The 19,520-nt window shown below is 69.1% G+C and carries 17 protein-coding genes; 1 reads left to right on the top strand and 16 read right to left on the bottom strand.

Annotation, left to right across the window (positions count from 1 at the left end; all coding sequences use genetic code 11):
* Positions 1-28 precede the first annotated feature (28 nt).
* Together EBE87_RS15145 and EBE87_RS15140 are read right to left on the bottom strand one after the other, a co-directional pair.
* Positions 29-3,199 (bottom strand): efflux RND transporter permease subunit, encoded by a 3,171-nt coding sequence (locus EBE87_RS15145; protein ID WP_120638756.1) that lies wholly within the window; start codon positions 3,197-3,199, stop codon positions 29-31.
* A gap of 13 nt (positions 3,200-3,212) precedes the next feature.
* A complete protein-coding gene (locus EBE87_RS15140) occupies positions 3,213-4,334 on the bottom strand; it encodes an efflux RND transporter periplasmic adaptor subunit (protein WP_120638757.1) in 1,122 nt (373 codons plus the stop codon).
* Positions 4,335-4,508: 174 nt separating this feature from the next.
* Here EBE87_RS15140 and EBE87_RS15135 point away from each other — a divergent pair, with 174 nt between their 5' ends.
* Positions 4,509-5,048, top strand: coding sequence for a TetR/AcrR family transcriptional regulator (locus EBE87_RS15135; RefSeq protein ID WP_233553253.1), 540 nt, complete (start codon positions 4,509-4,511; stop codon positions 5,046-5,048).
* Between the two features lie 6 nt (positions 5,049-5,054).
* Here EBE87_RS15135 and EBE87_RS15130 read toward each other — a convergent pair whose 3' ends face one another.
* From EBE87_RS15130 to EBE87_RS15065, 14 genes are all read right to left on the bottom strand, one after another.
* A complete protein-coding gene (locus EBE87_RS15130; protein WP_120638759.1) occupies positions 5,055-5,681 on the bottom strand; it encodes a TetR/AcrR family transcriptional regulator in 627 nt (208 codons plus the stop codon).
* Positions 5,682-5,760: 79 nt separating this feature from the next.
* On the bottom strand, positions 5,761-6,681 hold the full coding sequence (locus EBE87_RS15125; protein WP_120638760.1) for an efflux RND transporter periplasmic adaptor subunit: 921 nt from the start codon (positions 6,679-6,681) through the stop codon (positions 5,761-5,763).
* A gap of 10 nt (positions 6,682-6,691) precedes the next feature.
* Positions 6,692-6,886 (bottom strand): DUF1656 domain-containing protein, encoded by a 195-nt coding sequence (locus tag EBE87_RS15120; RefSeq protein ID WP_120638761.1) that lies wholly within the window; start codon positions 6,884-6,886, stop codon positions 6,692-6,694.
* Positions 6,886-9,021 carry an FUSC family protein gene (locus tag EBE87_RS15115; RefSeq protein WP_158611652.1) on the bottom strand — a complete coding sequence of 712 codons (2,136 nt, stop codon included), beginning with the start codon at positions 9,019-9,021 and terminating at the stop codon, positions 6,886-6,888. Before EBE87_RS15115 ends, EBE87_RS15120 begins: the two co-directional genes overlap by 1 nt.
* A gap of 384 nt (positions 9,022-9,405) precedes the next feature.
* Positions 9,406-9,660 carry a GlsB/YeaQ/YmgE family stress response membrane protein gene (locus EBE87_RS15110; protein ID WP_120638700.1) on the bottom strand — a complete coding sequence of 85 codons (255 nt, stop codon included), beginning with the start codon at positions 9,658-9,660 and terminating at the stop codon, positions 9,406-9,408.
* A gap of 144 nt (positions 9,661-9,804) precedes the next feature.
* Positions 9,805-10,164, bottom strand: coding sequence for a hypothetical protein (locus tag EBE87_RS15105; RefSeq protein WP_120638699.1), 360 nt, complete (start codon positions 10,162-10,164; stop codon positions 9,805-9,807).
* Positions 10,165-10,227: 63 nt separating this feature from the next.
* Entirely contained in the window at positions 10,228-11,586 is a 1,359-nt protein-coding gene (locus EBE87_RS15100) for an LLM class flavin-dependent oxidoreductase (RefSeq protein ID WP_120638698.1), read from the bottom strand.
* Positions 11,587-11,602: 16 nt separating this feature from the next.
* The gene (locus EBE87_RS15095) at positions 11,603-12,661 is read right to left on the bottom strand and encodes an ABC transporter ATP-binding protein (RefSeq protein ID WP_120638697.1); all 1,059 of its coding nucleotides are present in this window, start codon (positions 12,659-12,661) and stop codon (positions 11,603-11,605) included.
* A 3-nt stretch (positions 12,662-12,664) separates the two neighbouring features.
* On the bottom strand, positions 12,665-13,456 hold the full coding sequence (locus EBE87_RS15090; protein WP_120638696.1) for an ABC transporter permease: 792 nt from the start codon (positions 13,454-13,456) through the stop codon (positions 12,665-12,667).
* Entirely contained in the window at positions 13,453-14,292 is an 840-nt protein-coding gene (locus EBE87_RS15085) for an ABC transporter permease (protein WP_120638695.1), read from the bottom strand. Before EBE87_RS15085 ends, EBE87_RS15090 begins: the two co-directional genes overlap by 4 nt.
* Positions 14,293-14,383: 91 nt before the next feature.
* Positions 14,384-15,454 (bottom strand): ABC transporter substrate-binding protein, encoded by a 1,071-nt coding sequence (locus EBE87_RS15080; protein ID WP_120638694.1) that lies wholly within the window; start codon positions 15,452-15,454, stop codon positions 14,384-14,386.
* 243 nt (positions 15,455-15,697) lie between these two features.
* Positions 15,698-17,095, bottom strand: coding sequence for a M20 family metallopeptidase (locus EBE87_RS15075; protein ID WP_120638693.1), 1,398 nt, complete (start codon positions 17,093-17,095; stop codon positions 15,698-15,700).
* Between the two features lie 174 nt (positions 17,096-17,269).
* A complete protein-coding gene (gene pcaB, locus EBE87_RS15070; protein WP_120638692.1) occupies positions 17,270-18,640 on the bottom strand; it encodes a 3-carboxy-cis,cis-muconate cycloisomerase in 1,371 nt (456 codons plus the stop codon).
* Positions 18,637-19,476, bottom strand: a complete 840-nt coding sequence (locus tag EBE87_RS15065) for a BKACE family enzyme (RefSeq protein WP_120638691.1) — start codon at positions 19,474-19,476, stop codon at positions 18,637-18,639. The genes pcaB and EBE87_RS15065 overlap by 4 nt, the downstream gene beginning before the upstream one ends.
* Positions 19,477-19,520 lie beyond the last annotated feature (44 nt).

Genomic DNA, 19,520 nt, shown 5'->3' with positions numbered 1-19,520 from the left:
GCCCCCTGCCTTCGCAGGGGGCGGACGTTCACTCGGCGGGGACCGGCACCGCCGCCTGCCGCTGCCGCCGTGCCACGGCGCGGGCGACGACATAGAAGACCGGGGTGAAGACCAGCCCGAAGACCGTCACCCCCAGCATGCCGGCGAAGACCGCCGTGCCGAGGCTCTGCCGCATCTCCGCCCCCGCCCCCGTGGCGATCGCCAGCGGCAGCACGCCCAGGATGAAGGCCAGCGAGGTCATCAGGATGGGCCGCAGACGCGTGCGGGCAGCGGCTTCGGCGGCTTGCCAGCGGGTCATGCCCTCACTTTCCGCCTGGCGGGCGAATTCCACGATCAGGATGGCGTTCTTCGCCGCCAGGCCGATCAGCACCACCAGCCCGATCTGCACCAGCACGTTGTTGTCCATGCCGCGCCAGGCCACGCCGGTCAGCGCCGCCAGCACCGACATGGGCGCGATCAGCACCACCGCCAGCGGCAGCAGCCAGCTTTCATAGAGCGCCGCCAGCAGCAGGAAGACGAAGACAACCGCCAGCCCGAAGGCGATGGGCGCGGTATTGCCCTGCGTGGTTTCCTGAAGCGCGATCTCGGTCCATTCGAAGCTGTAGCCCTGGGGCAGTTCCTTGGCCAACATCTTCTCCATGGCCGCGATGGCCTGGCCAGTGGAGACGCCCGGCGCCGCGGCGCCCTGCACTTCCGCCGCCGGGAAGAGGTTGTAGCGCGGCACGCGGTAGGGACCGGTATCCGGCTCCAATGAGGCCAGGGAACCGATGGGCACCATGTCGCCGGCATCGTTGCGGGTACGCAGCAGGCCCACGTCGCGTGGCGTGCGGCGCTGGTCCTCCTCCGCCTGGGCAGTGACGCGGAAGGTGCGGCCCAGGATGTTGAAGTCGTTCACGAAGGCCGAGCCGAGATAGACCGACAGCGTTTCCGACACGCGGGAGAGCGGCACGCCCAGCATCTCGGCCTTGCTGCGGTCCACCTCCGCCCGCAGGCTGGGCGTCGAGGTGTTGAACAGCGTGAAGGCCATGGCGACCTCCGGCAACTGGTTGGCTGCGCCGACGACGCGGTTGGTCACCGCTTCGAGTTCCCGCGCGCCACGGTCGCCGCGGTCCTGCACGTAGAGCTTGAAGCCGCCGCCGGTGCCGATGCCGGAGACCGAAGGCGGCGGGATCACCAGCGCCATGGCGTCGCGCTGCCCGGAGACTGCCTGCTGCACCGCGCCGATTATGGCGGGATAGGACAGGTGCTCGGCCTCGCGCTTCTCGAAGGAATCCAGCGTGACGAAGATCACGCCGCTGTTCGGCGCATTGGTGAAGGTGGCGCCATCGAAGCCGGTGAAGACAACCGTATTGGCCACGCCTGGCACCTTCAGCAGGTCGGCGGACGCCTGGCGCATCACCGCATCCGTGCGGCCCAGCGTGGCGCCGGGCGGAAGCTGGAAGGCGGCGATCAGGTAGCCACGGTCCAGCGGCGGAATCAGGCCGGTGGGTGTGGTGCGCACCGTCTGCCCGGTCAGGAAGAGCAGCCCGGCGAAGAGCAGCATCATCACCGCCGCGAAGCGCACCAGCCGGCGCGTCATGGCGCCATAGCCGATGGAGAGCGCGTCGAAGAGCTTGTTGAAGCCACGGAAGAACAGGCCGAAGGGCGCCCCGGCCACGGCGCGCCAGCCGGTCGGCTTGTGATGCGAATGCGGCCGCAGCAGCAGCGCCGCCAGCGCGGGCGAGAGCGTCAGCGACACCAGCGCCGAAAGCAGCGTCGCGACGGCGATGGTAACGGCGAACTGCTGATAGAAGGCGCCGGCCAGGCCTTCAATGAAGGCCGTCGGAACAAACACGGCGCAGAGCACCAGCGCGATGGCGATCAGCGCGAAGCCGACCTCGTCCATGGTGCGGCGCGTGGCCGTGACGGGGTCCATGCCATTGGCCAGGTGCCGCTCCACATTCTCCACCACCACGATGGCGTCATCGACCACGATGCCGATGGCCAGGATCAGGCCGAACATCGACAGGCTGTTCACCGAGATGCCCAGCATGCCCATGAAGGCCAGCGTGCCGATGATGGAGACCGGAATGGCCGCCAGCGGGATGATGGAGGCGCGCCAGGACTGGAGGAACAAAATCACCACCAGTACCACCAGCACGATGGCCTCGATGAAGGTATGCACCACCGCTTCCATCGACTGCTCGATGAACTGCGTGGTGTCGTAGACCACGCGGTAATCGACGCCGGGCGGGAAGCTGCGCTTCGCATCCTCCAGCGTCGTGCGCAGCGCGGCGGCGGTGGCCAGGGCATTGGAGCCGGGCCGCTGGAAGACCGGCATAGCCACCGCTTCGTCGCGGCCAAGATAGGCGTTGACGGTGTAGTCCTGGCTGCCGAGTTCCACGCGCGCGATGTCACGCAGGCGCAGCGGCGCGCCGCCCTCGCCCGTGGCCACCACGATGTCAGAGAATTCCTCGACGCTGCGGAGGCGGCCCAGGGCCTGGATGTTGAACTGGAAGGCCTCGCCCCCGGTGGCGCCGGTCGGCGGCTGGTTCAGGCCGCCGGCGGCCACCTGCACATTGGCGCGGCGCAGCGCTTCCACCACCTCGCCCGCCGTCAGCCCGCGCGCGGCGATGCGGGCGGGGTCGAGCCAGATGCGCATGGCGTAGTCGCGGCCACCGAAGACCTGGATGTCGCCGACGCCATCAAGCCGCGCCAGCCGGTCCTTGATGTTCAGCGAGGCATAGTTGGACAGGTACTGCGAATCCCGCGACCCGTCCGGCGAGATCAGATGGATCACCATCATGATGTCCGGCGAGGCCTTGCGGACCAGCAGGCCCAGGCGCCGCACTTCCTCCGGCAGCCGGGCCTCGGCCACCGCCATGCGGTTCTGCACCAGCACCTGGGCCTGATCGACGTCGGTGCCCTGGCGGAAGACCACGTTCACCGTCAGCTTGCCGTCGCCGGTGGCCTGGGAGGTGACGTAGAGCATGTTCTCAACGCCATTGATCTCCTGCTCGATCGGCGTCGCGACCGTCTCGGCGATCACGGCGGCGGAAGCGCCGGGATAGGTGGCGTTGATCGTGACCGTGGGGGGCGCGATCTCCGGATATTCGCTGATCGGCAGGCGCGTGGCGGCAATGCCGCCGATCAGCACAATGAAGATGGAGATGACGGCGGCGAAGACCGGCCGCGCGATAAAGAACTGGGCGAAGCGCATGGCACCCGCTCCTTCATTGTGCCTGGGCGAGGCGGCCGGGGGGCTGTGCCTCCGCCGTCACGCGCGTGCCCGGGCGGGCGAGATGCAGCCCGGCGACGATCACCTGGTCCTTGGGCGAAAGGCCGCTGCGCACCACGCGCAGCCCATCCACGATGGGGCCCAGCGTCACCGGCTTGGCCACCACCGTGCCATCGGCGGAGACGGTCATGACCACGCGGGCGGCCTGATCGGCGGCGATGGCGGCATCGGGTATCAGCAGCGTCTCACCCTGCCCCACCGGCAGGCGCAGGCGGGCAAAGACGCCGGGCGTCAGGAACAGATCCTGATTGGGCAGCAGCGCCCGGGCGCGGATGGTGCCGGAGCGGGCACGCAGCTCGGTGTCCAGGAAGTTCAGCTTGCCCTGGCGGTCCCAGCCAGCCTCATCGGCCAGCTTCAGGCGGATATCGGGCGCCTCGGCCCCCGCACGGGCGCCGCCGTCACGGGCGAGGCGCAGGTAATCGGCCTCGCTCATGTCGAAGGTGGCGTAGATCGGGTCCAGCGTCAGGATGGTGGTCAGCAGCGTCGTGCTGGCCTGCACCAGGTTGCCGGCATCGACGCGGCGGTCGGAGGCCCGGCCGGGCTGCGGCGCGCGCACCTCGGTCCAGGTCAGTTCCAGCTGCGCTTGCTGCAGCTTGGCGCGGGCATCGGCCAGTTGGGCCTCGGCCTCACGCTCGGCGGCGCGGCGGGTGTCGAGCTGCGCCTGCGGCGCGATGCGGTCCTGCACCAGCGGCGTGGTGCGGCGGATGTCCTGGCGCGCGAGGTCCAGGCGCGCCTGGGCACGGGCCAGTTCCGCCTCGGCACTGAGCACCGCGATCTCGAAGGGCCGCTTGTCGATGGTGAAGAGCAGGTCGCCCGCGCGGACCACCTGCCCGTCACGGAAATGCACCTGCTCCACCAAGCCGGAGACACGCGGGCGCAGTTCCACGCGGGCCGAGGGTTCCAGCCGGGCGATATGCTCCTCCCATTCCGTGATGTCGCGGCGCAGCGGCTCGGCGACGGTGACGGTGGGCGGCGCGGGTTGGGCCAGCACGGGGGCGGCTGGCAGGGCGAGGACGAAGGCCATCGAGGCCAGGGTCTTGCGGAAGGAGATGGGCATGGTCTATTTCCGGAGGCCGGATGATACCGACCGGTTCGTATCAAGGGATACATACCGATCGGTATAATTGCAAGGGGCCGCATTCCTGGCCCTGGGAACACGAGCGGGAGAGCGCCTGTGACGGATGCCATGACCACCAAGCCACGCAGCCCGGCTGCACAGAGGCTGAGAACGGTGGCGAAGGACCTGTTCTACCGACAGGGCATCCGGGCGACGGGGGTGGAGGAGCTATGCCGCATGGCCGGCACCACCAAGATCAGCCTCTACCGCGCCTATCCTTCCAAGGATGAACTAATCGCGGCCATCCTGCGTGAGGAATGCGAGGATCAGACCTGCCTGATCAGCCGCGCCTCCGACCCCGCGGTGCCGCCGCGCGAACGGCCGGCGGCCTGCATCGCTGCGGCGGTGGAAGCGCTGCGCACCCCTGGCTTCCGTGGCTGCTCAGTAGGTCTTGCCATTGCGGAATTCCCGGACCCAGAACACCCCGCCCGCAAGGTGGCCGATGCGCACAAGCTGAAGACGCGTGAAGACCTGCGGCAGATTTGCGCCGAGGCCGGTGCCGCCGACCCGGCCATGCTGGGTGACACCCTGTTGCTGCTGGTGGAGGGTGCCTTCTCCGCCGCGCCCTATCTGGGCAATGAAGAGGCTGCCAGGGTGCTGGAACGCAGCAGCGACGCATTGCTGGCCATGGCCCTTCCCGCCGCCGAGGCGTGAAGGGCGTCAGGCCTCTGCCGACGCCAGTGCCTCGGCCGGGCGGCGCCGGGTACCGCCGGGCCAACCGGCCATGGTGAGTTCCACCACCTCGCCCAGCATCTCCCGCGTCGCGCCCGCCTTGGCCTGCACGGCCAGGCCCATGGCCACCGCCATCAGGTAGCGCGCCAGGGCATCAGGGCTGGCATCGGCGGGAAGGTCGCCTTCCTCCCGCGCCCGCTCCAGCCGCCGTGCCACCACGGCCTCGGCCTCCAGGCGGCGGTGGATCAGTTCCTGCCGCACCGACTCGCTGTCCGGAGAGCAGGCGATGGCGCCGTTCAGGCCCAGGCAGCCATGCGGCATGCCCTGGCGGGTCAGCAGGTCGGCATAACCCTGCAACAGCCGCTCCACCGCCCTGCGTGTATCGGGCTCGGCCAGGGCGGCATCGGATATGGCGCGGTAGCGCGCCTCGTAGCTGTCCAGCGCCTTGCGGAAGAGTTCTTCCTTGTTGCCAAAGCAGGCGTAAAGGCTGGGCTTGGTGATGCCCATCGCCGCCGTCAGATCGGCGATGCTGGTGCCCTCATAGCCCTTCTGCCAGAACTGCATCAGTGCAGCCTGCAGGGCTTCCTCTGGGTCGAACTCGCGCGGCCGTGCCATTTCCGCTCTCGTTATTCAGTCTTATTGCCGTCACATATAGCAAGGAACGCGCGGGATTCGAGAGTGTGACAGTTGTGCGTCACAACCGGTCACGCAGCCATTCCAGCATCTGCCCGCCGAGGCCCGCCGGCTTTTCGCTCTCCGGCCCCACGGCCACGGAAGCGGTCATGCCCACCACCAGCGTCACCTCCGGCGGCACTTCCCGGATGGCCACCCGCACCGGGATGCGCTGCGCCAGACGGACCCATGTGAAGACGGGGTTCACCGCTGGCAGGCCACGGTTGTTGCTGACATCATTGGCGTCGCTGATGCCCCTCGCGATGCCTTCCACCTCGCCTTGCAGCGGCACGTCATAGCCCATCAGCCGGACGCGCGCGGGGTCGCCGGGCTTCACCTGGGCCAGCTTGGTTTCCTCGAAATATCCTTCGATCCAGAAGGAATCGGAATCCACGATGGCGATCTGCGGCGCCCCGGCGGCGACATAGCTGCCAGCCTGCAGGCGCAGATGGGTGACATAGCCGTTCACCGGCGCCACGACACGGGACCGCGCGAGGTTGAGCTTGGCGAGGTCCAGCGCCGCCTGCGCCTGGTCCAGGCTGGCGGCTGCCACCTGCACGGCATTCTCCGCCCTCTCCCGCGCTTCCTCGGAGGCATAGACGCGCAACTGCTGCTGCCGGTGGGATTCGGAGCGCGCGAAGTTCAGCTGGTTGCGCGCGCCCTCCACCTGCGCCTCAGCCTGCTCCACCGCCAGGCGGAACCGGACGGGGTCGATCTCGAAGAGCACCTCGCCGCGCTGGATGAACTGGTTGTCCCGCACCGGGACCCGCACCACCGTCCCAGCCACCTCGGGTGCGACATTGACGACCTGCGCCTGCACACGCCCGTCCCGCGTCCAGGGCGCCAGCATGTAGGAGCGCCAGAGTGCCACCACCAGCACGGCGGCGATGGCCACGGCCGCCAGGGTGACAAGGACGCGGAGGGAGGATTGAAGGAAGCGCATCGTGGGGGTTCTACCGGAGCAGGACGAGCAGGGAGACGATCGAGAGGAACAGGGCGACCTCAAAGAGCGCGGGGTGCCAGAGCCGGTGCAGCAGCCCCAACCGGCCCAGCAGGAAGCGGCAGATCAGGAAGATCGCCAGCCCCACCAGCCCCTCGACCACGATGGGCGCCAGGTAGACACCGGCGATGTTGATCTCGGAGAGCATCAGGCGGGCGCTCCCGCGCTGGCGGCGGCTGGCGGCGCGGGGCGTTCGGCCAGCCAGTCATGGCCGCGCAGGAAGAAATGCGGGCGTTCCGCCAGGATGGAGGCCGCCTCATGCAGCATGGCGGCGGCGTGTAAGGTGCTGGGGTTGGCCTCCTCCAGCGCCGCAAGATCGGCGGCGGCGCGGCGGGCCTCGGCGGCGACAGCCTCCGGCGCCTCGCGCAGTTGGCGGAAGGCACCGACGCCGCGGGCGACCAGGGCAGCGCCCGCGGGCGGCATGTCCGGCCGCATGGCGATGAGCCGCGCGCGGATCAGCGCGCGGCCGATCAGCACCGCCGCACCGCCGTCGCTGATGGCGTCGCCGCGCCGCGACGGGGCGATAGCGGCCAGGCGGCGGGACAGGCGCACCAGCTTCTGGTGCTGCAGATGTTCCCAGACCAGCCAGGGCATCAGCGGCTTCAGGGCCACGCGGCGCACCGCCTTGACCAGGGACCGCTGCAGCACCCGCGCTTCGGCCACCGGGTCCGGCGGCAGCAGCACGCGGAAGGCCAGCACGCCGCAGGCGCCGCCGATCAGGTTGGCGAAGGCGCCATCCAGGGCGGTGGCGAGATGGTAGCTCATGGGATTGCCGGGCGAGATGGTGGCCATGAAGAAGATCTGGAAGGCGGTGGCGATGCCCATGAACCTCGGCTGCTGCGCCAGGCGGATGGCCACCAGCAGGAAGGGCAGCGTACAGACCAGCAGCAGCGGGAAGCTGTTCATCATCGGCAGCAGCGCGTAGCCGACGAAGAGGCCGGTGGGCACGGCGAGGCAAAGCCCCTTGAAGAAGCCGATGCTGGCGGCGGCGGCGCTGTCCGTGGTGGCCAGCAGCGCGCACATTGGCCCCAGCATGGTCAGGATATTGGCGCCGGCGGACCAGCCGCTGACCAGCCAGAAGGCACCGCCGAGAAAGACCGCCAGCGCGGCGCGGGTGCCGTTGCGGGCGGCGGTGACGGGGTTGGAATAGACCCGCAGGCGTAGGGCCGGGCTGCTTGGTCGGTCCTCCCGCAGGTCCGCCAGGGCATCCAGGATGCGCACCATCTGGCGCAGCATGGCATCGGCGCGCTCTAAAGCCGCCAGCACGGCGAGGTCGCGGCACGCCCCGGTGGCCTGCGCGGCCTCGGCCTGAGCGGCGCGGGCATCGCGGTGGAGGTCGTCGAAGCCGGTGCCGGGGGCCAGGGCCTCCATGCGGGTGGCCAGGTCCATCAGGCGCAGCCGCATCGCCGGGATGCGTGGGTCATGCGCCAGGGCCGGGCTGGCCAGCAGCCGCCCGGTGCGCTGCCCCGCCGTCAGCATGGCGAAAAGTTCGGCGACGGCCAGGCGGATGGCATCGGCATGACGGCCGAAGCCGGTATCCTCGACCGAGACGAATTCCACCGTCTGGTCCAGCGCCGTCAGCTCGCCCGCCACCCTGCTGCGCGTCGCCCGCAGGGCGGCGACATCGCCCTGCTCCAGCGCCTGCCGGGTCAGCCCGCCAACCGCCGCCACCAGCCGGGTGATGCCGGCCGCCACCTGCCCGGCACCAGGGCCACGGTCCGTCGCCAGGAAGACCAGCGCGGTGACAAAGACGCCCAGGCTGACCACCGCGATGCGCGCCATGGCCAGGTGGAAGACATTCTCCGGGTCCTGCACCGCCGCCAGGGCGACAAGGGCGATGGTATAGCCCGCCAGCACCGCGCCATAGCTGCGGAAGTAGCGCAGCAGCGAGGCCAGGAAGGTGCAGAGCCCCAGCCAGATGGCGAAGCCGATGATGAAGAGCCAGGGCGCCTGGGCGAACCAGGCCACCAGCGCCACCGAGACGCCAGCACCCACCACCGTACCAAGCGCACGGTAAAGGCTCTTGGACAGCACCGCGCCGCGAGAGGCGCCGGCCACGATCAGAACCGTCATGCCCGCCGAGGAAGGGCTGTCCAACTCCAGCGCATAAGCGGCGTAGAGGGCGATCGTGAAGGCCAGCAGCGTCCGAAAGACCTGCCCCCACCCCACCGGCAGCACCGGCAGGCGCGGGCGGAGCCGGCGGCCAACCTCGGCGAGCGTGACCCCGGCGGTATTGCTGGTGGCAGGCCTTGCCGCCGGAGCGCTCTGCTGCGTGGCGCTCATGAACCTGGGCTCCCGGCATGGCGGGGGCATGGTGCCCGCCCGATCTGCGGCAGAACGCGCGGCTCAGGCATGAGTTCGCAACCAGGGCGTCGTAGGCGCGCCTGACCCTGCCGTGACACGGCAATGGCGGATGGGGGCGCGCCTGGAAACGGGTCAGGTAGGATAAGGCCCCGCCGGAGCGTGGCGGCCGGGACGCATGAGCCGGGATGCATGCGGCGTCAGTTAGGATCGGATTGATTGATTAGCAAACTAACTATTCGCGGCGCAGCCCTGCCATGGATGCAGGGATCATCCGCCGCGGAGGCAGCGACGCACATGGCAACAGGCCGCGGCAGGTGATGCCGCGGCACTGGTCAGCACGTCAGAAAAAAGGCCGTGCCCGGATCAGGGCGTGCGGCGGCGGATCACCATCCGATAGATCGCCAGGAGGATGACGGCGCCGACAACAGCACCGATGAAGCCGGCCCCCTGGTCCGCCCGATACCAGCCGAGAGCCTGGCCCAGATAGGTGGCGACCACGGCACCGACGATGCCCAGAAGGGTGGTGATAATGAAGCCGCCAGGATCACGGCCCGGCATGAGAAACTTCGCAATAAGCCCGGCCACGAAGCCGATGATGATGGTGATGATGATTCCCATGGTACAGGTCCCGGTAAGGTGGTGGCTGCTTAACGCAGCTTCCGCCGAAAAGTGACGCGGGGATCGGAGCTTTCTGCATGATCCCGCCGCCAGCCTCACGGCCGCCGCATCCCGCCGCTTTCCGCCCGCCTTCGGGGCCTGCCGTCAGAGGGCGCTGGCGGCCCTGCCGAAAGCGTCCCGCGCCGCCGTCATGGCTCCGACCATGCGCTGGACGTTGCGTGTCGAGACCTTGTCGTCGCTATCGATCTCGCTGGCCTGCTCTTCCGCCGCTTCCACGCCGGCTTCCAGCTGTTCCCGCACCTCGTCCAGCACGTCGCGAAGTTCGTTGCTGTCCATGGTGCCGCTGAGGCTGGCGATCACCGCCTCGGCTTCCCGCCGCAGACGGCTGGCGTCGTAGCCGCGCGCAATCAGTTCGGCGATCCGGCTCAGGGCCGCCTTGCGCGGGTCAATGGCCGCGCCACGGCTGGCTGGCGCGGAAGGCTGGCGCCGCGAGGATCGGCTCATCGGAATGCTCCTGGGAGGAGAGCCGATCCTAGCACGTCGAACACAATGAGAACAAGCGTGGCGCTAGCCCTGGCTGGCGTAGCGCCCCACCGGCCGGTGCAGGCCGAGATTCTCCCGCAGGGTGCTGCCTTCGTATTCGGTGCGGAACAGGCCGCGGCGCTGCAGCTCGGGGATCACCGTCTCGGCGAATTCGTCCAGGCCGGTGGGCAGCACGGCGGGCTGGATCAGGAAGCCATCCACCGCCCCGGCCAGGAACCATTCCTCCATCTGGTCGGCGATCTGTGTGGGCGTGCCGATCACGGTGCGCTGGCCGCGGGCGCCGCCATAGCGCTCGTACATCTGGCGCACCGTCAGCTTTTCTTTCCGTGCCATGTCGGCCACGCGCTGGAAGGTGCTCTTGCTGCTGTCCACGCTGTCGTCGATCAGGTTCTCCGGCAGAACCTCGTCCACCGGCACTTCCGAAAGGTCCACGCCGCCGAGTTCCGGCGACAGCAGCTCCCGCCCCACATCGGGGTGGATCAGGGATTGCAGGAAGGCGTGCTTCTCCCGCGCCTCCTCCTCCGTGCGGCCGATGATGGGGTTCAGGCCCGGCATGATCTTCAACTGGTCCGGGGCGCGGCCGAAGCGCGCCATGCGGCCCTTCATGTCGTCATGGAAGGCCTTGGCCTGGGCCAGCTCCGTCTGCGCGGTGAAGACGATCTCGGCCGCCTCGGCCGCGAAATCCCGCCCGGCATCCGAGGCGCCGGCCTGCACCAGTACCGGATAGCCCTGCGGCGGGCGCGCCACGTTCAGCGGGCCGCGCACGTCGAAATACTGGCCGTGATGGTCCAGCGTGTGCAGCTTGTCGGGGTCGAAATAGAGCGCCTGTTCCCGGTCCCGCAGGAAGGCATCGTCCTCCCAGCTATCCCAGAGGCCCTTCACCACCTCGACGAATTCACGGGCGCGGCCGTAGCGGTCGCCATGCGCCGGCAGCTTGTCCTGCCCGTAGTTGTAGGGCTCCGCCTTGTTGGAGGAGGTGACGACATTCCAGCCCGCGCGGCCGCCGCTGATATGGTCCAGCGAGGCATAGCGGCGGGCGAGATTATAGGGCTCATTGAAGCTGGTCGTCGCCGTGGCGACGAGGCCGATCTTCTCCGTCAGCGCGGCGAGGCCGGAAAGCAGCGTCGTCGGCTCGAAATAGGCCATGTACTGCGGCCAGCGGCGCAGCGCCTTCATGTTGCCGCCGCGCGTCGCGGCAGAATCGGCCAGGAAGACCAGGTCGAACTTCGCCCGCTCCGCCACCTGCGTCATCCGCGCGTAGTGGCGGAAGTTGGTGCCGGCGTCGATCTGCGCATCCGGGTGCAGCCAGGCGGCGACATGGTGGCCGGTGGGGTGGAAGAAGGCGCCGAGCTTCATCTGCCCCTGGCGTCGCGTCGTGTTCATGGCAGGCAAGTTCCGGTCAGAGGGGGAAGAAGGCGCAGTCGGCGGCGGACCAGCCGATCCAGCCTTCATCGCCGGGCACGAATTGTTCAAACAGCGGATGATTGGGCAGCAGCGCAGTCAGCGACAGGCCCGCGGCCTCGCAGCGATAGGCGATGCTGCCACCGAGATAGATGCGCTCCGCCACCCGGCAGGGGAAGCGGTTCGGCATCGCCGCCGGCTCGGCGCGGGAGAGCGAAAGGCGTTCCTGCTTCACCATGGCGCGGGCGGCGGCGCCGGGCAGCAGCCCTGCCCCCTGCCCGGCCAGCCGCGTGCCATTCGGCAGCACCAGCAGGCCATCGCTTTCCACGCGCCCTTCCAGCGCATTCACCTGGCCGATGAAGCCGCCGACGAAGGCGGTCGCCGGGGCCTCGTAGATCTCGGCCGGGGCCGCCATCTGCTGCAACCGCCCCTTGGCCATTACCGCCACGCGGTCGGCCATGGCCAGGGCCTCGGACTGGTCGTGCGTCACCAGCACGGCGGTGATGCCGAGGCTCTGCTGGATGCGGCGGATCTCCACCCGCATCTCTTCCCGCAACTGGGCATCGAGGTTGGACAGGGGCTCGTCCATCAGCAGCAGGCGCGGGCGGATGGCCAGGGCGCGGGCCAGCGCCACGCGCTGCTGCTGTCCGCCGGAGAGCGCGCGCGGGTAGCGCCCGCCCAGCCCGTCCAGCCGCACCAGCGCGAGCGCTTCCTCCACCGCCTTCGCGATCTCGCCCTTGGGGCGGCCGCGCATCTTCAGGCCGAAGCCGATATTCTCGGCCACCGTCTTGTGCGGAAACAGCGCGTAGCTCTGGAAGACCACGCCGATCTCGCGTTTTTCCGGCGGAAGCCGGGTGATATCGGCGCCATCCAGCGTCAGCCGGCCGGCATCGGCATGCTCGAAGCCGGCGATGATGCGCAGCGTGGTGGTCTTGCCGCAGCCGGAAGGGCCGAGCAGGCAGACGAATTCGCCGTCGCGCACCGTGAGGGAGAGGTCATCCACGGCGGTATGCCCGCTGAAGCGGCGCGTGACGTGGGAGAGGACGAGTTCGGGCATGGTTCAGTCCACAAGCCGCACGTGCAGGAAGCGGTCCAGCAGGATGGTGGCGGTACCGGCGGCCAGCACGATCAGCGAGGCGACGGCGGCGATCATCGGGTCGATCCGGGATTCGATATAGGCGAACATCACGATCGGCAGCGTCGCCGTGTCCGGCCCGGTGAGAAAGAGTGAGAGCGGCAGGTTCACGAAGGACAGGATGAAGCAGAAGGTGAAGCCGGCAACGAGGCTGGGCCGCAGCAACGGCAGCGTCACCTCCCGCCAGGTGGCCAGCCAGCCGCCGCCCAGGCTGCGGCTGGCTTCCTCCACCGCGAAGTCGAAGCGCGCGAGGCCTGTCAGGATCAGCCGCAGCGCGAAGGGCATGACATAGACGGCATGCGCCGCCACCAGGCCCCAGAAGCCGGTGCCGACGCCCCAGGCGCTGGCCAGCTGCAGGATGGCGAGGCTGATCACCACCTGCGGCACCAGCAGCGGGCTGGCCAGCAGCGTCGCCATGGCGCCGCGCCCGCCAGCGCCGCCACTACGGCGGCTGAGCGCATAGGCCGCCAGGAAGGCCACCAGCACCGCGACGGTGGAGGCCAGCGCCGCCACCAGGGCGCTGGTGCCGGCGGCGGAGAGGAATTCCGGCCGTTGCAGGATGGCGGCGTACCAGGAGAGCGTCAGCCCCTCGAAGCGCGCGGGGAAGCTGGTGGCCGGGTTGAAGGAGGTGGCGATAACAAAGAGCAGCGGCCCCGCCACGAAGAGGTAGAGCAGGACGAGGTAGAGCCCGCCCGCCAGTTTTCCGAACATCTTCATGGCCGCACGAAGCGCCCGATGACGGCGGTGATGACCACCACGCTGGCCAGCATCAGCAGCAGCAGCAATCCGGCGGCGGCGGCGGCGAGTTCCGCGTTGAACGTGGCCATGATGAATTGCGAGACCAATGTGGTCAGCGTCAGCTGCCCCGCCCCGCCGAGGTAATGCGGCGAGATGAAGCTGCTGGCGGCCAGGGAAAAGGTGATGATGGTGGCGGAAAGCACCGAAGGCAGGCTGAGCGGCAGCGTCACGTGCAGGAAGCGCGCGGTGCCGCTGGCGCCGAGGCTTTGCGCCGCCTCATGCATCTGCGGCTGGATCTGCCGCAGCCCGGTGTAGAGCGTCAGTACCGTGAAGGGCAGCACGAACTGCACCAGGCTGATGACCACGCCAGCCTCGGAACCCAGCAGGCGCGGAGGCGAGATGAGCCCCGCCTCCACCAGCGGGCCGAGGAAGGGCCCGCCATCGGCCAGCAGGGCCATCCAGCCCAGCACCACCGTCAGCGGCCCGGCCAGAATCGGGAAGGTCAGGCCCATGATGGCGAGGTTGCCGGCGCGGCCTGACAGGTTCCGCAGCAGCATGGCGGCGAGATAGCCGAGCGGGATGGCGAAGAGCGTCGTCTCGCCCGCCATGCGCAGCGTGCGCCAGATCACCTGCAGGTAATAGCCGCGGGAGAGAAGATAGCTGTAGTTGTCGAGCGCCGGGCCAGTGAAGCTCAACAGCACATTGGGCTGCAGGCTGGTGGCCAGCATGGCGGCCAGCGGCAGGCCCATCAGCAAAGCCAGCAGCAGGAGGCTGGGCAGCAACAGCAGCCAGTCCAGGGTCCGCGCGGCACTCATCGGCCACCACCCCAGCGAGACATTTGAAAGAACACTGTGATCTATCCATGGCCGGGGAAGCAGCGCAGTGCCTCCCCGGCGGTTCCGATGCTCAGCGGGCCTGCCAGTTCGGCACGACTTCCAGGTTCATCCGCTCGGTCCAGAGGGCGCGGCGCGCGGCGAAGACCTCGGGGTCGAAGAAGCGCAGCTGGTCCACGCGGGCGCCACAGGCGCAGCGGTTGCGCACGGCCTCCGGCAGCTCCGCCTTGCGGTTGGTGGTGCCGGAATAGGTGCTGGCGGCGAAGGCGGCCTGCACCTTCGGGTCCAGCATCAGGTTCAGGAAAACCTCAGCCAGTTCCTGATTCTTTGTGCCCTTGACCACGCTGACATATTCCGGGACGCCGATCCCCTTCTCCTTCGGGATGACGTATTCGAGCGGATACTTCTGGTCCTTCATCGTCTCCAGGTAATAGTCGAACTCGGTACCCATGGTGACGTCGCCGCTCTTGCTCAACGGCGCCCAGTCCGTCCAGAAGACCGTCAGCTTGTTGGGCTTCAGCTCCGCCAGCTTCTTGAAGCCGGGGTCGACGTTGTCGATGGAACCGCCTGCCATCTCCGCCGCCATGATCACGAAGGCGGGCATCTGGCTATGCACCGGGGAAGCGAAGGCCAGCTTGCCGCGGAATTCCGGCCGCCACATGTCGGCCCAGCTCGTCACCGGCTCCTTCACCTTCTCCGGGTTGTAGCCCAGCAGGTAGGAGATGAGGGTATAGGGCGCACCGGGGATAGTCTCGGCCGTGTTGCCGGCCTTCACGCTCATCGCCCAATCCTCGACATCGGCGACATTGGGCACGTTCTTGCGGCTGGCGGTGGTCAGCACGCCCGCCTTGTGGCCGGCCACCACGGCTTCGTCGGCGGAGAAGAAGACATCCGCCGGCGGGTTCGCCCGCTGTGCCAGCAGCTTGTTGTAGCGCGCGCCCTGGCCGCCGATGTCATAGGCCAGCTTCGCGCCGGTCAGCCGCTCGAATTCCGGCTGCACATAGGCCTTCAGGCCTTCCTCCGTCACGCCGCCCCAGGTCGAGACAGTCAGCGTCCGGGCCTGCGCCAGGGCGGGGCGCGCCAGGAGGCCAGCCGCGCCGATGGCCGAGAAGGCTTGCAGCGCATGACGACGGGAGAGTGACATGAGGGAACCCTTGCTGGACCGGCGGCATCCCTACTGGGCATGGCCGAGGTAGGCTGGTGTGAACGGGCTGGGCCTAAACCTAAAAGGCCCTAAGGCTCAAGCCCGCGTGAGCAGAAAAACCCGGGCTTTTGGCCATATGGCAGAACAATATGCCTATAGATGAGGCTTTTGGCGCCAATCCCGGCAGCAAGGCAGGAGAAGCCCTTCGCCTCGCACCTCGAGGCGAAGAGGCACCCTGCCCCTCTACCGGCTGGGCCAGGATTGTTCGCCCAGATCCCAGAATACGCCGGCGGCGATCTCCAGGCCTTCCCGCACCAGCGGCACCAGCGCGTGCTCGTTCGGCGCATGCTGGGAACAGCCGCTGTAGGAATGCGGAATATAGATGGTGGGCAGCCCCAGCGTGACGGCGAAGCTGTCATTGGGCAGGGAGCCGCCGGCATTGGGCACGATCATGGGCGCCTTGCCGGTGGTGCGGCGGATGCTCTCCGCCACCAGGCTGGGCCATGGGCCGTCGGGGTCCATGCGTGTCGCCTTCCATTCAGCACCGTTCTTCACCGGCTCCACGGCGACATCCTCGAAGCCCAGTGCCGTGAGATGCCGGCGGATGGCGGGCAGGAAGCTGTCCACGTCCCGGTCCACGGTGTAGCGGATCTGGCAGCGGGCGGAGGCGCGGGGCGGCACGGCATTGACCGGCGCGGCTGGGTTGCCGGTGGAGAAAGCCAGCACTTCGAAAGTATTCCAGCCAAACACTTTCTCGGCTGCTGTCAGTCCGGGCTCGCCCCACCAGGCGTTGATGTCCGGACCGGTCTCACCGCCATCGACACGGCAATCGGCCAAGGCGCGACGGACATTGTCCGGAATGCGCTCGGGCACCAGCTCCCGCAGCAGCACCTGCCCTTCCGGGCCCACAAGCGAGGCAATGGCATGGGCCAGCCGGATGCCGGGGTTGGCGAGCAACCCGCCCCAGTTGCCGGAATGGTGGCCGCCTTCCCGATAGTTCACCACGAGGTCGAAGCTCAGCGCGCCCCGGGTGCCCAGGGTCAGGGTCGGCACTTCCGGCACCAGCCGGGGGCCATCGGAGGCGATCAGCACATCGGCCTTCAGCAACTCCCGCTGCTGCTGGCAGATTTCCTCGATGCCGGGGGAGCCGACCTCCTCGCTGGTCTCCAGCAGCACCGTGACATTGTAGCCCAGCCTCCCGCCGCGAAGCTGCCGCACCGCCTCCATCGCCATCAGGTTGGCGGTGTGCTGGCCCTTGTTGTCCACGATGCCACGGCCATAGAGCCGCTCCCCCCGCTGCTCCAGCACCCAGGGGGAAAGGCCGGGCAGCCAGCCGTCATCCAGGCCCAGCACGGTGTCGCCATGGCCATAGGTCAGCAGCGTCGGCAACGCCGGGTCCTCGATCCGCCGGGCGATCAGGAAGGGGCCGCCCTTGCCGGTCGGGTTGTCGAAGATCTCGCCGGTGAAGCCCTGGGACCGCAGCTCCGGCAGCATTTCCTGCTCCAGATAGGCGCGAAGCTGCGGCCCGCTCTCCGGGTCCTGGCTGGCGGTGGGGATGGCCACGCGGCGGCGCATGACTTCCAGATAGGAACCATCCTCCAGCAAGTCGCGGGCGGCGGCGATGGCGGCGTCTCGGCTCATGACATCTCCTCAGGGTGCGGCAGCGGGGCGCCGGAGGTCTTCACACGCGCCTCCTCCGCCCGCCGCAACGACGACCTAGCATCGGGTTGCAGGCGGATGGCAAGGGCCTGCGAAGCTGCCGCTTACCACCTGGGGCGCGGCAGGGCACCGGCTAAAGGGTCTTGGAAGCCAGCCCTACCCCACCGCGGCGCGCAGGCTTGCGCGGACGGCCTCGGCCTCGCGGATGGCGGGTTCCACCCAGGCGGCGGCGGCTGCCGTCGCGGGGCGGAGGTCGAAGGCAGGGGAAAGGTCCAGCCCCGCTTCCATCACCTGCGGCATGCGCGCCAAGACCGCCTGGAGCGAGTCGCCCGTGTCCCGCACCTGACCGGCGGCCTGTTCCACCAGTGCATGCGCGGCCTCGCGTCCCAGCTTAGCCCCCAGCCGGGCGGCGGCGGCATCAGCGAAGAGCAGGCCATGCGTGATGTCGAGATTGGCGCGCATCCGTGCCGCATCGACCTCCAGCCCTTCCGCCAGCGAACGAGCCTCGCGCAGCGCGCCGGAAGCAAGGCCAAAGAGGCTGGGCAGCGCATGCCATTCCGCGTGCCAGAGGCCGGCCGGGCGCTCATGCGCCACCACCATCGCCTGCAACAGCGTGGCCGCCTGCCCTGGCGCCGCCGCCTGGGCCGCCAGGATCACCGTGCACGAAACCGGGTTGCGCTTGTGCGGCATGGCCGAGGAGCCGCCGCGCCCGGGCACATAGGCCTCCGCCACCTCCCCCACCTCGGTGGAGGCCAGATGCGCGATGTCCCCGGCCATCTTGCCCAGCGCACCGAGCAGTTGCGCCAGCCAGCTTCCAGCCTCGGCGATGCGGCCGCGCCGGGCATGCCATGCGATGGGCGCGGCAGCCAGCCCCAGTTCCTTCGCGAAGCCTTCCAGCACCGCCGGCCCCTGTGTCCCCAACCCTGCCAGCGTCCCCACCGGCCCGCTGAGCGAGGCGACCAGCAGACGGGAGCGGATCTCCGGCAGCCGCGCCGCCGCCTCCGCCACCCCGGCCAGCCAGACCGCCACCTTGTAGCCGAAGCTCAGCGGCGCACCGTGCTGGCCATAAGTGCGGCCGACGCAGGGCGTCTCCCGATGCGCCTCCGCCAGCTTGGCGAGGCCGGCCAGGATGGCATCCAGTTCGGCGGCGATGAGCGCCAGCGCCTCCCGCAGCTGCAGCACCAGCGCGGTGTCCAGGATGTCCTGTGTGGTGGCGCCCTTGTGGAAGCCGCGCTCCAGGTCCGGCGGCAGGCTGGCCTGCACCGCCTTCACGAAGGGAATGGTCGGCACGGCGGAGAGCACGGTCTTCTGCCCCAGCGCCGCCAGATCGAGCCGCTCGGGCGGCACGGCCTCGATGGCCGCCGCCAGCGCCTCCGGCACCATGCCGAGGCGCGCCTGTGCCCGCGCCAGGGCGGCTTCCACCGCCAGCATAGCGCGCAGCCTGGCCTCGTCGGAAAAGCATTCCCGCATCTCGGGCGTGACGAACAGCGGCCCCAGCAGGGCTGAATCCAAGGCCGAGAAGGTCATGCCGCTTCCCCGGCACCGAGGCCGAGCATGGATCGCGCCTCGGCGGGTGTGGCGGGGCGGCGGTCGTGGCGGGCGGCGGCCTCCAGGGCCCGTTGCACCAGTTCGGCATTGCTGGCGGCCAGGCGGTCTCGGCTGATGCGGATATTGTCCTCCAGCCCGGTGCGCAGCCCATCGCCGCCGCGCGCCAGCACCCAGTCGATCACCCGCGCCTGATTGGCGCCGATGCCGGCCGCGGTCCAGGTGGCCTGCGGCAGCACGCGCCGGGTCTCGGACAGCAGGATATCCAGCAGATGCTCCTCGGCGGGCATGGCATTGCGCACGCCCATCACGAACTGCACATGCGGGCGGGCATCCATCAACCCATCATCGACCAGCCGGCGGGCAGCGTGGATGTGGGACAGGTCGAAGACCTCGATCTCCGGCCGCACGCCGTGGCGCTGCATCTTGCCCGCCAGTTCCGTCACCAGCGAGGCCGGGTTCTCGTAGACAATGGTGGGGAAGTTGACCGAGCCGGTGGAGAGCGAGGCCATGTCCGGCCGCAGGTCCAGCGCATTGCCCCGCGCGGAAGGATCACGCCCGCGCCCGCCGGTGGAGAACTGCACGATCATGCCGGGGCAGTGCCGCCGCACCCCTTCCTGCACCTGCGCGAAGAGCGCGGGGTCCGATGAGGGACTCTCATCCGGATTCCGCACATGGATATGCACCAGGGAGGCACCGGCCTCGAAGGCGGCATGGGTGGATTCCACCTGCTCCGCCGGGCTGGTGGGCACGGCCGGGTTGTCCCGCTTGCGCGGGACGGAACCGGTGATGGCAACGGCGATGACGATGGGGGTCATGAAGCCTCACTTCCTGGCGGCAGGTTGGCGGTGCGGCGCGCCCC

Origin of the sequence: Teichococcus wenyumeiae (assembly GCF_003696345.1) — a bacterium.
Classification (GTDB): Bacteria; Pseudomonadota; Alphaproteobacteria; order Acetobacterales; family Acetobacteraceae; genus Pseudoroseomonas; species Pseudoroseomonas wenyumeiae.
This window is presented reverse-complemented; position numbering and strand designations above follow the sequence as displayed.

Excerpts from the sequence above, each read along its gene's own strand:
- EBE87_RS15125 (WP_120638760.1), bottom strand. The coding sequence starts at position 6,681 with ATGCGCTTCCTTCAATCCTCCCTCCGCGTCCTTGTCACCCTGGCGGCC.
- EBE87_RS15065 (WP_120638691.1), bottom strand. The coding sequence starts at position 19,476 with ATGACCCCCATCGTCATCGCCGTTGCCATCACCGGTTCCGTCCCGCGC.
- EBE87_RS15110 (WP_120638700.1), bottom strand. The coding sequence starts at position 9,660 with ATGGGAATCATCATCACCATCATCATCGGCTTCGTGGCCGGGCTTATT.
- pcaB (WP_120638692.1), bottom strand. The coding sequence starts at position 18,640 with ATGACCTTCTCGGCCTTGGATTCAGCCCTGCTGGGGCCGCTGTTCGTC.
- EBE87_RS15075 (WP_120638693.1), bottom strand. The coding sequence starts at position 17,095 with ATGAGCCGAGACGCCGCCATCGCCGCCGCCCGCGACTTGCTGGAGGAT.
- EBE87_RS15105 (WP_120638699.1), bottom strand. The coding sequence starts at position 10,164 with ATGAGCCGATCCTCGCGGCGCCAGCCTTCCGCGCCAGCCAGCCGTGGC.
- EBE87_RS15100 (WP_120638698.1), bottom strand. The coding sequence starts at position 11,586 with ATGAACACGACGCGACGCCAGGGGCAGATGAAGCTCGGCGCCTTCTTC.
- EBE87_RS15140 (WP_120638757.1), bottom strand. The coding sequence starts at position 4,334 with ATGCCCATCTCCTTCCGCAAGACCCTGGCCTCGATGGCCTTCGTCCTC.
- EBE87_RS15090 (WP_120638696.1), bottom strand. The coding sequence starts at position 13,456 with ATGAAGATGTTCGGAAAACTGGCGGGCGGGCTCTACCTCGTCCTGCTC.
- EBE87_RS15145 (WP_120638756.1), bottom strand. The coding sequence starts at position 3,199 with ATGCGCTTCGCCCAGTTCTTTATCGCGCGGCCGGTCTTCGCCGCCGTC.
- EBE87_RS15095 (WP_120638697.1), bottom strand. The coding sequence starts at position 12,661 with ATGCCCGAACTCGTCCTCTCCCACGTCACGCGCCGCTTCAGCGGGCAT.
- EBE87_RS15130 (WP_120638759.1), bottom strand. The coding sequence starts at position 5,681 with ATGGCACGGCCGCGCGAGTTCGACCCAGAGGAAGCCCTGCAGGCTGCA.
- EBE87_RS15115 (WP_158611652.1), bottom strand. The coding sequence starts at position 9,021 with ATGAGCGCCACGCAGCAGAGCGCTCCGGCGGCAAGGCCTGCCACCAGC.
- EBE87_RS15085 (WP_120638695.1), bottom strand. The coding sequence starts at position 14,292 with ATGAGTGCCGCGCGGACCCTGGACTGGCTGCTGTTGCTGCCCAGCCTC.
- EBE87_RS15080 (WP_120638694.1), bottom strand. The coding sequence starts at position 15,454 with ATGTCACTCTCCCGTCGTCATGCGCTGCAAGCCTTCTCGGCCATCGGC.
- EBE87_RS15120 (WP_120638761.1), bottom strand. The coding sequence starts at position 6,886 with ATGCTCTCCGAGATCAACATCGCCGGTGTCTACCTGGCGCCCATCGTG.